The sequence below is a fragment of the Gordonia soli NBRC 108243 genome, from assembly GCF_000334455.1.
Taxonomy (GTDB): Bacteria; Actinomycetota; Actinomycetes; order Mycobacteriales; family Mycobacteriaceae; genus Gordonia; species Gordonia soli.
Map to the genome: position 1 here is coordinate 69,545 of NZ_BANX01000002.1, position 12,659 is coordinate 82,203.

Consider the following 12,659-nt stretch of genomic DNA (forward strand, 5'->3'; position numbering starts at 1 on the left):
TCCCGACGCCCGCCCATACGGCGACGCACCACGTCAGAGCGGGGTGTCGCCGAAGGTCAGGACCGGCTTGACCACCCGTCCCGCAGCGGCATCGGACGCCGCACGTTCGATGTCGGCGAACGGGTAGGTGGTGACCAGATCGTCGAGGGGCAACCGGCCCGCGGCATGGCGTCGTGCCAGGTCGGGGATGATCTCCTGCGGTATGACGTCACCCTCGATGACGCCGCGGATAGTCACCCCCTTGTAGAGGACGCGCATCACGTCGAAGTCGAGCCGGCGCCCGATGCCCACCAGCGCGATCGTGCCGCGCGGTTCGGCCGCCTCGATCGCGGCGTCGAGGATCTCCTGACGAGCGGTGGTGTCGATCGCGGCGTCGGCGAGACCGCCGTGACGTCCGACGACCGCGGTGGCGAGATCCTCGACCGCGGTGGGGTCGACGGTGCCGACGGCGCCGAACCGTTCAGCGAGCTCGCGGCGTGCTGTCACCGGGTCCACCGCGACGACCTGTGCGCCTGCGGCGACCCCGGCCAGCACCGCGGCGAGTCCGACACTGCCCGCGCCGTAGACGGTCAGGTTCGCTCCCGCCTCCGGTCGGAGCACGCGGGTCACGGTGCCGTAGCCGGTCTGGATGCCGCAGCCGAGCGGTGCGGCGGCGACCGGCGAGATGTCCGGCGAGATGCGGATCGCGTTGTCCTGGTGGGCGATCGCGTGGGTGGCGAAACTGGACTGGCCGAAGAAGCCGCCGTACACGGGCGCTCCGTCGCGACTCAGCGTCGGCGAGCCGTCCGGCCGTCCGGACGTGTTGAGACCGGAGGTGCAGTACGCGGGATGGTCGGCGACGCACGGGCCGCACCGCCCGCAGCTGCGGAAGGTCAGCGCCACGTGATCGCCGGGGTTCAGTGAGTCGACGTCGTCACCGACGTCGACGACCACCCCGGCACCCTCGTGACCGAAGACCTGGGGACAGCGGGCCGTGGGCCACGTCGCGCGCATCGAGAGGTCGGTGTGGCAGATCCCGACCGCCGACATCGCGACCAGGACCTCGTCGCCGCGGGGACGTGCGATCTCGATCTCGGTGATCTCGAAGGGGCCACCCGGTCGGGTGACGAGGGCGGCCTGGATTCGCACGCCCCTCAGGCCCGGTCGAGGATGAAGTAGAGGTGGCGACCGTCGACCACGGCGGCCTTGCCGTTCATGATCCCCATCAACGTGGAGTCGTCGACCTTCTTGAAGTGGTCGATCACGGCCTGCCCGTCGTAGACCATGCTCGCGGTGATCTCACCACGGAACTCGATCGACCACAGCGTCGCTTCACCCTTGCCGAGTTTCTTGTCGGAGAACAGCTTTCCGTTTTCGTCACGGCACATCAACGGCTGGACGTCGGACCGTGAGGTGAAGGTCTTGCCGTACCAACGCGCCTTCTGCAGCAGCCCGTTGGTCGGATGGCCGGTGGTGAACTCGTCGCCCTTCCACGAGCCGAAGATCTCCTCGGGGGTGACCGTCGCGAGTGCGGACCAGATGGCGTCGAGTTCGGCGTCGTCGACCACCCCGTCGACCGCGCGCAGTTCGGAGAAGCGGACGCGGGCCTGCTCGCGGGTCAGAGCTGAGGTGGCGGTCATCGGGTGCCTTCCGGTGCGGGGACGGTGCGGTCTCGGCGCGACGTCGCGTCGACGAACGATGACAACATATAGGATATTTGTTTCTTCGTCACCATCGCCGGGCCGGTCCCGCGGTCGCCCCCGCCCGGGTCAGCCCTGGGCGATGAGTGCTTCGCAGCGCCGGGACAACTCGCGGCGATCGGCGGCCGGCAACTGTAGTTCGTGGACCCGGACCTGCACGGTGAGCCCGCGCATCCGCAGCACCCGCCGCAACGTGTCGGCGGGCCCGTCGTCGCCGATGAAACCCGGTGCAGTCGTGAGTGCACCGTCGGGCCCCGTGTAGCGCACCCGGATGGGGAGCACGGGAACGCCCGCGTCGACCGCGGCCTGGAAGAAGGCCGGTCGGAACGATCCGCTGCGCCGGCCACACCAGGTGGTGCCCTCGGGGAAGACCGCGACCGAGCTGTCGCGGTGCAATTTCTCGACGGTGGTCGCGAGGATATCGGGCAGCGCGCGCAACGAGCCCCGATCGACGGTGATCACACCGAGCCGGTTCGCGAGTGTCGCGATCACCGGCATCGACGCGACGTCGGACTTCGCCACGAAGTGTGCGGGGTTGACCATCGCGATCGCCAGGATGTCGAGGTAGGAGACGTGGTTGGCGACGACGAGTCCGCGGGCCGAGCCCGGGAACGGACGGTCGTCGTCGATGTACACCGACACCCCGATCGCACTCAGCAGGGCGCGGGCGGCACGGCGCAGGTAGCGACGGCGGACGACACGCGGCGCGGGCATGACCATCAGGCCACCGAGGATCACGGCGGCCGCGACGCCGAGCAATCGGGTGATGCGGTACGCGACGAGCACCCGTCCGACACCCCGGTGGTCGCCCGGGAGGCAGTCGGCACCACAGGGACTGAGTGGGTACCAGGAATGCTGGTCCGGGCCACAAGCGCGTGGTTCGGGCCGATGGTCGGGCTCGACGGGCAGCGGCGGGACCAGCGCAACCGCAGGCCCGCGGTGATCGGGTGCGAGCAGCGCGGCCGCACCCGACTGTGTCGGTGGCAACGGCGGGGTGGCCACCGCCAGGGCCGCACTCATCGGTCGGCCTGTCCGCCGAGGCGACGGACCGCCGCGCGCAGCCGCTCGAGGTATCGGATGTCGGTCAGGGTGCGGTCGACCACGGTCAGCAGGTCGCCGACATCGAAGATCTCGTCGACGGCCGGTTCACCGCAGACCCGGGCACCGAGGCGGATGTAGCCGCGCAGCAGCGGCGGCAGCACCGCAACCGCGGGCGGCTCGATCTCGTCGAGGGTGCGTCCGTCGATGCGCGCCCGCTCCAGCGGGAAGGCCTGCCACGGCGCCTGGTGGCGATCGCGGGCGAGGTCCCGGACCCCGCGGAGCGCCTGGCCGCGCTCCCCTGCCCCCGACAGCGGGACGGAGACGCATCCCATCAGGTACTGGTAGTCGGCGTTCTCCAGGTAGTGCAGCAGCGCTGCCCACATCAGTGCGGTGACCGATCCGTCGCGGTGGGCGGTGGCAACGCATGCGCGCCCCATCTCGACCGTCTCGGCGCGGATGGGTTCGAGCTCGTACAGATCGAACTCGGTCGCGGAGTACCACCCGCCGGCGGCGATGGCGGCCGCGGGCGGCAGCAGTCGCGCACACCCGATGAGGCCGGTGTCCTCGTGGAAGACGAGCAGGTGTTCGCAGTGATCGTCGAAGGAGTCGGCGTCGAGACCGGTGGTCGGGTCACCGATCTGGTCGGAGAAGCCGTCCTCCTCGGCGAAGACCTGGTAGCGCAGCCGCTGGGCCGCCTCGATGTCGTCGGGGTCGGTGGACAACGCCACGGTGACCGGACCTGCGCGCATGATCGGACCCGGTGTGATCCGCGACGTGCTGGTGAGGACTGTCATGCCCCAGATGAAATCCAGTGCGGGCATCGCGGCGGCCACCGTGGGGTGTCGTGTCGATGCTGCGTCGATGAACAGCGACGAGATCGCGGTGAACCCGTGCCCACCAACCGGCGGCCCACCGGTGACGGTGTTCCGACGATCAGATGTCGGCTTCGTCTGACCACCGACGACGACGGCCCCCGGACCGTGGTCCGGGGGCCGTCGCGAGTTCGGCAGCGCTGGGCGCTACTTGCGCTTCTTGACCTCTTCGGTCAGCTGCGGGGCGACGTTGAACAGATCGCCGACCACACCGAAGTCGGAGATCTCGAAGATCGGCGCCTCTTCGTCCTTGTTGACGGCGACGATCGTCTTCGAGGTCTGCATGCCGGCGCGGTGCTGGATGGCGCCGGAGATGCCGAGCGCGACGTATAGCTGCGGCGAGACGGTCTTACCGGTCTGACCGACCTGGAACTGTCCCGGGTAGTAGCCGGAGTCGACCGCGGCGCGTGAGGCACCGACAGCGGCACCCAGCGAGTCGGCCAGCTCTTCGACGACCGAGAACTTGTCGGCGCTACCGACACCGCGACCACCGGAGACGACGATCGACGCCTCGGTGAGCTCGGGACGGTCGCCGCCGACGTTCGGCTCGACCTTGGTGATCTTCACCGCGTTCTCGGCAGCCGCCGGGACCTCGATGTCGACGCGCTCACCGGCGCCGGCCTGCGGTGCGGCCTCGACCGAACCGGGGCGGACCGAGAAGACCGGGGTGTCACCCTTGGCCTGGGCGTCGACGGTGAAGGCACCACCGAAGATGGAGTGGATGCCCACGCCGCCCTCGCGGACGTCGACGACGTCGGCCAGGACACCCGAGCCGAGACGCACGGCCAACCGGCCGGCGATCTCCTTGCCGTCCGCGGTGGCGGCGACGAGCACTCCCGCCGGGGTCGCCTGCTCGGCGATCTCCGAGAGCACGTCGACCTTGGGGCTGATGAGGTAGCCCGCCGCGTCGTCGGACTCGGCGACGTAGATCTTCTCGGCGCCGGCCTCCTTGAGACCGTCGATGATGCTGTCGGCTCCGCCGGGTGCGCCGACCACGACGGCCGACGGGGTGCCCAGAGCGCGGGCCGCGGTGATGAGCTCGTTGGTGACCTTCTTCAGGGCACCCTCGGGATCCTGCTCCACGAGCACGAGTACTTCAGCCATGTCTGATTCTCCTGATGTCTTTGTTCTCGCCGGATGTCTGCTGCTGGTGGAGTGCTAGATGATCTTCTGCGACACCAGGTACTCGGCGACCTTGCTGCCACCGTCGCCCTCGTCGGTGACGCGCTCACCGGCGGTCTTGGGCGGCTTCGGCGTGGAAGCGGTGACCACCGAACCGGCGTTCTCCAGGCCCACGTCGCCGGCCTCGACATCGATCTCGGCCAGGGTCACCACGGTGACCTCCTTCTTCTTGGCGGCCATGATGCCCTTGAAGGAGGGGAAGCGCGGTTCGTTGATCTTCTCGTTGACGCTGACGATCGCAGGCAGCTCGGCCTCGACGTGGAAGATGCCCTCGTCGGTCTCACGCTCGCCCTTGAGGGTCTCGCCCTCGAGGGTCAGCTTGCGCAGATGGGTGACATGCGGCAGCTCGAGGTACTCGGCGATCATCGCCGGGATCGCGCCGACGCGACCGTCGGTCGCCTCGTTGCCGGCGATGACCAGCTCGACACCCTCGACTGTGCCCAGCGCACGGGCCAGCACGTACGCGGTCTGCACCGCGTCGGAGCCGTGGAGCTGGTCATCCTTGATGTGGATCGCTTTGTCGGCACCCATCGACAGTGCCTTGCGGATCGCCTCGGTGGCGCGCTCGGGACCGGCCGACAGCACGGTCACCTCGCCCCCGTTGGCCTCCTTGATCTGCAGGGCCTCCTCGACGGCGCGCTCGTTGATCTCGTCGAGCACGGCATCGGCGGCCTCACGATCCAGCGTGTAGTCGCCATCGGACAGCTTGCGCTCGGACCACGTGTCCGGAACCTGCTTGATCAAAACGACGATGTTCGTCATGGGTCTGCGTCGACCTCCTGCATCGGGTTCAGGCAACTTACCGGCGGGTAAGGCCATGGGGTCTTCCCCACTTTAGCGCCCGCCGAAGTACCGGTGAACATCGACTACCTCACAAAACAGGCACCGATCCTTGTTCCCCACCGACCGATCGGCCGCTGCGGCGATCCATCGTCGGGGGCAGGCGGCTGCGACCGACCGATCGCACGGGCGGGACCAGCTCCGACGCAACGACGGTGGTCGCGGGTGTGCGCGGCGGCACCCGCGGACCCCGTCGCCGCGGCGGGCGACCCCTCGACCGAAGGGACGCGAACGGCCCACCGTGTCGGCGACATGGTGGGCCGTTCGATGATCTGCGAACTGTGTCGATTGGGTCCGAAGGCTCCCGGCGGGTGCCCCGGACCCGCCCGGTCAGACGCCGACGAGTTGCTGTTCGTTCGCGCGCTCGCTCGCCTCGATCTCGCGCACCAGTGGCAGCACCTTGGCACCGAAGTACTCGATCTCCTCCTGGAAGTGCAGGAACCCGCCCAGGATCAGGTCGACCCCGCGCTTGCGGTAGGCGGCGATGCGCTCCGCGATCTGCTCCGGGGTGCCGATCAGCTGTGTGCGGAAACCGTCGTTGTACTGCACGAGGTCCTCGAACGAGGAGTCCGCCCACATACCCGTCTTGTCGGACGTCGAGTTGCCCGCCTGCTGCACAGCGGAGCGGAAGCCCTCGACAGCGGGGGTGTTGGCCTTCTCGATGATCTCGCGCAGGGTGTCCCGCGCCTCCTTCTCGGTGTCGCGGGCGATGATGAACCCGTTCAGGCCGAACTTCACCTCGCGCTGGGCCTCCCGGGCGGCAGCCCGGACGTCGACGATCTGCTCGGTGACGCCGTCGTAGTCCTTGCCGTTGGAGAAGTACCAGTCGGCGTATCGACCACCGTTGGATCGCGCCGCCAGCGAGTTGCCACCCTGGAACAGCTCCGGGTTGGGGCGCTCCGGGCTGTTGAGCGGTTTCGGCTTCAGGGTGAAGTCGTGGATGCGGTAGAAGTCACCACGGAAGTCGACATCGTCCTCGGTCCAGATCTTGCGCAGGACCTGCAAGAACTCCGCGCTGCGGCGGTAGCGCTCGTCGTGCTCGAGCCACGCCTCGCCCAAGTGGGTGAACTCGTCCTTGAACCACCCGCTCACCACGTTCACCGCGAACCGGCCGTTGGAGAGATGGTCTGCGGTCGCTCCCAACTTGGCCAGCACCGCCGGCTGCCACAGACCGGGATGTACGGCGGCGATCACCTTCAGCCGTTGCGTGGCCAACAGCAGGGCGAGGCTGAAACTCGTGGACTCGTGCTGGAATTCGGCACCGTAGCTGGCCTCGTATCGGACCTGCGAGAGCGCGTACTCGAAACCGTTGTTCTCGGCCGTCTGGGCCAGCTTGACGTTGTAGTCGTAGTCCCAGCTGGTCCGCTGTTCGATCGTGCTGGTCACCAGGCCGCCACTGACGTTGGGCACCCAGTAGGCGAACTTGATCTCGTCGGATACGCGTTCGGTGGTCATGGCTGCGGTCTTCCTCTCGCTGTACACCTGTGGCCACCGGATCGATCCCGCAACCCCGACGCCGACGGCGCCGACGAGTCGGCGGACAACCCCGCCCGGTCGCGGCTGCCCGGCACCGCTGTCGTCATCCAGCTCAGCAGCGCGCCGATCGGGGGGTCAATGAATGGATCAGGGTGAGCGTAAAGATGGGCCGGACACCGGGTACTACCCTTCGTGGGATGACGGACGCACAGGGGGCAACCGACGACGCCGCGCCGCAGCTCGCGCTGACCGGCGAACGGACGGTTCCGGGCATCCCCGAGGAGAACTACTGGTTCCGCCGCCACGAGATCGCCTACACCCATGTGCAGGACCGATGCGCGGATGCGCGGGTCTTGGAGGCCGGTTCCGGCGAGGGCTACGGCGCTGCGATGCTCGCGCAGGTCGCGGCGTCGGTGACCTGCGTCGACTACGACGACGCCGCGGTTGCGCACACCCGGTCGCGGTACCCGGGTCTGGACGTCCGTCAGGGCAACCTGATCGATCTCCCCGTCGACGACGCATCGGTCGACGTGGTGGTGAACTTCCAGGTGATCGAACACCTGTGGGATCAGCCGAAATTCGTGACGGAGTGCCATCGGGCGCTGGTGCCCGGCGGCACCCTGTTGATGTCGACGCCCAATCGCATCACCTTCTCCCCCGGACGCGACACCCCGCTCAACCCGTTCCACACCCGCGAACTCGATGCAGCCGAGCTGACCGAACTGCTCACCGACGGCGGCTTCGACGTCGTCGCGATGCTCGGCGTCCACCACGGACCCCGGCTGCGTGCACTCGACGAGCGCTGGGGTGGATCGTTCATCGACGCACAGATCGACCGGGCGCTCAGCGGTCGGCCCTGGCCCGCCGATCTGGCCGCCGACGTGGCCGCCGTCGACACCGCCGACTTCGAGATCGCCGACGCGGCCGACCCTGCGGCTCCGGCGGGTATCGACGCCAGTCTCGACCTGCTCGCCGTGGCGGTCCGGCGCTGACCTCGTGACCCCGCCCCCGAAGTCCACCGACGCGGTGCCCGGCCAGTTCACCCTGGTCCTGCACTCCCATCTCCCCTGGCTGGCCAACCACGGACGCTGGCCGGTCGGCGAGGAGTGGCTGTACCAATCGTGGGCCGCCTCCTACCTCCCTGTCGCCCGCGTCCTGCGCGGACTCGCCACCGACGGCTACACCGACCAGTTGTCGTTGGGCATCACGCCGGTGCTCGCCGCACAACTCGACGACCCCCACTGTGTTGCCTCGATGTACGAGTGGTTGGCCGACTGGCAGCTCCGAGCGGCGGGTGCCGCGCAGTCGACCGATCCGGTTCGACGCGACGCCGCAGCACGCGAATTCCGTTCCGCGGCATCGGCCATCACCGACTTCGAACATCACTGGCGACATGGCGGCAGCCCGCAGATCCGCGCGTTGATCGACAGCGGGGTCATCGAACTCCTGGGCGGTCCGCTCGCTCACCCCTTCGCCCCGCTGCTCGACTCCCGGCTGCGCCGATTCTCGTTGTCCGAGGGGCTGATCGACGCACGTGCCCGCTGGGGCACCGATCCGGCCGGCATCTGGGCCCCCGAGTGCGCCTTCGCGCCCGGAATGGAGATCGAGTACGCCGCAGCAGGTGTCGGGCACTTCATGGTGGACGGGCCGACGCTGCACGGCGACACCGCACTCGGGCGACCGGTCGGCGAGACCGACGTCGTGGCTTTCGGCCGCGACCTGCCGGTGAGTTACCGGGTGTGGTCGCCGAAGTCGGGATATCCCGGCCATCCCGCCTACCGGGACTTCCACACCTACGATCACGCGACCGGTCTCAAACTTGCGCGGGTGACCGGCCGATCGGTTCCCGGCGAGGACAAGAAGCCCTACGACCCCGATCGCGTCCTCGCCGTGATCGACCGGCACGTCGACGATTTCGTCGACACCGTCCGACGCCGGTTGCGCAGCGAGTCCGACCGGCTCGGTCGTCCCGCGTTGGTCGTCGCCGCATTCGACACGGAGTTGTTCGGACACTGGTGGTTCGAGGGCCCGGTGTGGTTGGACCGACTGTTGCGCAGACTGCCCGAGGCGGGCGTCCGGGTCGGCACTCTGGCTGGGGCACGACGAGACGGTCATGTCGGTGCGGCGGTGGATCTTCCGGCGTCATCGTGGGGGTCGGGCAAGGACTGGCGAGTCTGGAACGGACCCGATGTGGAGCATCTGGTGACGCTCAATGCCGAGGTGGTCGAGACCGCGATCGACGCCGTCGCCAAGCTTCGGGACCCCGGCGGCGGACGCGATCGCGTCGCCGATCAGATCGTCCGGGAAGCCCTGATGACCGTCGCCTCCGACTGGCCGTTCATGGTGTCGAAGGATTCGGCCGCACAGTACGCTGTGCAACGTGCGCACACCCATGCGCACGCAACGCGCGAGATCAGCGATGCCGCGCTTCGCGGCCGCACCGACGTGGCGCGACGTCTCGCCGACAACTGGTTCCGCGCCGACAATCTCTTCGCCGGCCTCGACGCCCGTCGGCTGGACACGTCGGAACCGACTTCGAGGGGGGTGTGATGCGGGTCCTGATCGTCTCGTGGGAGTACCCACCCGTGGTGGTCGGCGGGCTCGGCCGCCATGTCCACCATCTCGCCACCGAATTGGCCGCGGCCGGCCACGACATCGTCATGCTCACCCGCCGTCCGTCGGGGACGGATGCACTGAGTCACCCCACCACCGACACCGTCGTCGACGGGGTGCGCGTCCTCGCGGTGGCCGAGGACCCGCCCGACTTCGACTTCGGTCGCGACATGATGACCTGGACGCTGGCGATGGGTCATTCGTTCGTCCGTGCCGGACTGACCGCATTGGCCGGACATCGCGATCCCACGGCAACCGGGTGGGCCCCCGACGTCGTCCACGCGCACGATTGGCTGGTCGCGCATCCGGCCATCGCGCTCGCGGAGTTCTTCGACGTCCCGCTGGTGTCGACGCTGCATGCCACCGAGGCAGGCAGACACAGCGGGTGGGTCAGCGGGGTCACCAACCGACAGGTGCATTCGGTCGAATGGTGGCTGGCCACCGAGTCCGACGCCGTGATCACCTGCTCGGGATCGATGCGCGACGAGGTGAACCGGCTCTTCGGCCCCGACCTCTCCGATATCCAGGTCATCCACAACGGCATCGACATCGACATCTGGCCCTTCGCCGGCCGACCGGCGCGCTCGAATCCGCCGGAACTGCTGTTCGCCGGGCGACTCGAGTACGAGAAGGGTGTGCAGGACCTGATCGCCGCGTTGCCGCGCATCCGGCGGACCCACCCCGGGACGACGGTGACCGTCGCGGGCAGCGGAACCCAGCTGGAGATGCTCGGCGAGCAGACCCGTCGCTCGCGGGTGACACGAGCGGTCCGATTCCTCGGGGCCGTCGACCATGTCGGTCTCCTGGCACTGATGCACCGATGCGATGCGATCGTGCTGCCCAGCCGGTACGAGCCGTTCGGGATCGTCGCCCTGGAGGCCGCCGCCGCCGGGATCCCGCTGGTGACTTCTACCGCGGGCGGACTCGGCGAGGCGGTCGCCGACGGCGACACCGGCCTGACCTTCGAGCCCGCGGACGTCGCCGGCCTGGCCGCAGCCGTGCGCACGACCCTCGACGATCCGGCGGCCGCCGCCGAGCGAGCGCGGCGTGCCCGGGCGCGACTCACCGTCGACTTCTCGTGGCGCGAGGTCGCCGAACGGACGGCCGGTGTGTACCTGGCCGCCAAACGGCGGGTCCGCCACCCGGTCGGCCGCCCGTCGATCCCGCTGCGTCCCCTACCTGAGCGCGATCCCAACAGCTAGGCGCGGCAGCACTTCTCGCACAGGCCGCGACCACCGCGGATCGGATCGCATCGGGTGTATCGACCGCAGTCATTCGAGGCGATGACGCGGGCGTCGTTCGCCACGCCGCGCATGTCGGATTCGGCTAGCTTGGCAGTGCACCCTGCCGCGCGCGGCCAGGGCCCGACACCACCGCGACCGAAGAGGATCACGATGCGCAGCCCCCTGTTCGACCAGGCCAACCGCGAGCGTCAGAGCACGCAGCGCTGGACCCAGCAGTCCGGCAAGATGCTCCGGGTCGGGTTCGGACCCGACGTACTGGCCGCGAAGGGGGCGATGGTCGCCTACCAGGGCCAGTTCGATTTCTCCCACGAGGGCTCCGGCAGTGTCTCCAACTTCCTGAAGAAAGCGATCACCAACGAGGGCGGTCAACTGATGCGGGTGAAGGGCCAGGGAGAGGTCTTCTTCGCCCGCCAGGCAGCCGACGTCTTCACCCTCGACCTCGAGGGAGATTCGATCACCATCAACACCTCCAGCCTGCTGGCCTTCGACGACTCGCTGCAGTGGAAGATCACCTCGATCGGCAACGCGGGCATGCTCGCCGGCGGACTGTTCAACCTCACACTGACCGGTCAGGGCACCGTCGGCGTCACCAGCGACGGCCCGCCGATGATCCTCGACTGCTCGGTGCAGCCGACCTTCGTCGATCCGCAGGCCGCGGTCTGCTGGTCGGCCAATCTCGCGCCGACCATCAAGAACGACTTCAAGATGGGTTCGTTGATCGGCCGCGGCTCCGGCGAGTCGTTCCAACTCGCCTTCCACGGACCGGGATTCGTGGTCGTCCAACCCAGCGAGGGTCCGCAGGTAGTCGGTTCCGGTCACTGACCGTCGGCGCGGGCCTCCCCCACCTCCGGCGAGCCGCTGCGGCTCAGCCGGTGGGTCGCTGGGCCTGTGCCTTCTTGCGCTCGATGTCGGCGAGCGCGCGCTCGAGTTCGGCACGTTCGGCCGCATTGGATGCCCACGCGTCCTTGCGGTTACGGACGACCTTGGCCGGTGCGCCGACCGCGATCGAGAAGTCGGGTACCACGCCACGGACGACGGCATGTGAGCCGAGCACACATCCACGTCCGACCGTGGTGTTGCGCAGCACGGAGACCTTGGCGGCGACCCAGGTGTCCGGACCGATGCGCACCGGTCCCTTGACGATCCCCTGGTCCTTGATCGGCAGCGTGATGTCGTCCATCTTGTGGTCGAAGTCGCAGATGTAGCACCAGTCGGCGATCAGCGTCGAACCACCGATCTCGAGGTCGAGGTACGAGTTGACGACGTTGTTGCATCCGAAGACCGTCTTGTCGCCGATCCGCAGACTGCCCTCGTGGCAGCGGATCGAGTTGCCGTCGCCGATGTGCACCCAGCGTCCGATCTCCATACGCGACATCTCCGGGGTCGCGTGGATCTCGACCCGGCGACCGAGGAACAGCATCCCGCGCAGCACGATGTGCGGGTTGGCCAGCCGGAACCGCGCAAGTCGGTAGTACCGCACCAAGTACCAGGGTGTGTACGCGCGATTGCGCAGCACCCAGCGCAGCGACGCCACGGTGAGGAATCGGGCCTGGGCCGGGTCCCGCCGACGGCCGGCACGGCGCCGGGATCGCAGCGAGGCGTTCCACATCGTGGTCATGACGACAAACCCTAATCGACGTGAATTCCGGGCACGATAGGCTCATCGACGGCGACTCGGCCACCCGGCCGCAGCGGTGGCCGACGACCCAGCA

12 protein-coding genes are annotated in these 12,659 nt (G+C 68.6%); 4 read left to right on the forward strand and 8 right to left on the reverse strand.

Annotation, left to right across the window (positions count from 1 at the left end; genetic code table 11):
- Positions 1 to 33 precede the first annotated feature (33 nt).
- The 7 genes from GS4_RS00800 to sfnG all read right to left on the reverse strand — a co-directional run bounded on the left by GS4_RS00800 (position 34) and on the right by sfnG (position 7,069).
- Entirely contained in the window at positions 34 to 1,128 is a 1,095-nt protein-coding gene (locus GS4_RS00800) for a zinc-binding dehydrogenase (RefSeq protein WP_007616504.1), read from the reverse strand.
- Positions 1,129 to 1,133: 5 nt separating this feature from the next.
- Positions 1,134 to 1,619, reverse strand: a complete 486-nt coding sequence (locus GS4_RS00805; RefSeq protein ID WP_007616505.1) for a DUF4334 domain-containing protein — start codon at positions 1,617 to 1,619, stop codon at positions 1,134 to 1,136.
- 129 nt (positions 1,620 to 1,748) lie between these two features.
- A complete protein-coding gene (locus tag GS4_RS00810; RefSeq protein ID WP_040508916.1) occupies positions 1,749 to 2,699 on the reverse strand; it encodes a lysophospholipid acyltransferase family protein in 951 nt (316 codons plus the stop codon).
- Complete coding sequence (locus tag GS4_RS00815) at positions 2,696 to 3,541, reverse strand: GNAT family N-acetyltransferase (RefSeq protein WP_085947013.1); 846 nt, start codon at positions 3,539 to 3,541, stop codon at positions 2,696 to 2,698. The genes GS4_RS00810 and GS4_RS00815 overlap by 4 nt, the downstream gene beginning before the upstream one ends.
- Before the next feature lie 198 nt (positions 3,542 to 3,739).
- On the reverse strand, positions 3,740 to 4,696 hold the full coding sequence (locus GS4_RS00820; protein ID WP_007616509.1) for an electron transfer flavoprotein subunit alpha/FixB family protein: 957 nt from the start codon (positions 4,694 to 4,696) through the stop codon (positions 3,740 to 3,742).
- Between the two features lie 54 nt (positions 4,697 to 4,750).
- Positions 4,751 to 5,536 carry an electron transfer flavoprotein subunit beta/FixA family protein gene (locus tag GS4_RS00825; RefSeq protein WP_007616510.1) on the reverse strand — a complete coding sequence of 262 codons (786 nt, stop codon included), beginning with the start codon at positions 5,534 to 5,536 and terminating at the stop codon, positions 4,751 to 4,753.
- Between the two features lie 408 nt (positions 5,537 to 5,944).
- Entirely contained in the window at positions 5,945 to 7,069 is a 1,125-nt protein-coding gene (gene sfnG, locus GS4_RS00830) for a dimethylsulfone monooxygenase SfnG (protein WP_007616512.1), read from the reverse strand.
- Between the two features lie 218 nt (positions 7,070 to 7,287).
- Between sfnG and GS4_RS00835 the strand changes: the two genes are divergently transcribed.
- From GS4_RS00835 to GS4_RS00855, 4 genes are all read left to right on the forward strand, one after another.
- Complete coding sequence (locus GS4_RS00835; RefSeq protein WP_007616513.1) at positions 7,288 to 8,082, forward strand: class I SAM-dependent methyltransferase; 795 nt, start codon at positions 7,288 to 7,290, stop codon at positions 8,080 to 8,082.
- Between the two features lie 4 nt (positions 8,083 to 8,086).
- Positions 8,087 to 9,640, forward strand: coding sequence for a 1,4-alpha-glucan branching protein domain-containing protein (locus GS4_RS00840; protein WP_007616514.1), 1,554 nt, complete (start codon positions 8,087 to 8,089; stop codon positions 9,638 to 9,640).
- Positions 9,640 to 10,905, forward strand: a complete 1,266-nt coding sequence (locus GS4_RS00845; RefSeq protein ID WP_007616518.1) for a glycosyltransferase family 4 protein — start codon at positions 9,640 to 9,642, stop codon at positions 10,903 to 10,905. Before GS4_RS00840 ends, GS4_RS00845 begins: the two co-directional genes overlap by 1 nt.
- A 192-nt stretch (positions 10,906 to 11,097) precedes the next feature.
- Positions 11,098 to 11,769 carry an AIM24 family protein gene (locus GS4_RS00855; protein ID WP_007616519.1) on the forward strand — a complete coding sequence of 224 codons (672 nt, stop codon included), beginning with the start codon at positions 11,098 to 11,100 and terminating at the stop codon, positions 11,767 to 11,769.
- 43 nt (positions 11,770 to 11,812) lie between these two features.
- Here GS4_RS00855 and GS4_RS00860 read toward each other — a convergent pair whose 3' ends face one another.
- Entirely contained in the window at positions 11,813 to 12,565 is a 753-nt protein-coding gene (locus GS4_RS00860; RefSeq protein ID WP_007616520.1) for an acyltransferase, read from the reverse strand.
- Positions 12,566 to 12,659 lie beyond the last annotated feature (94 nt).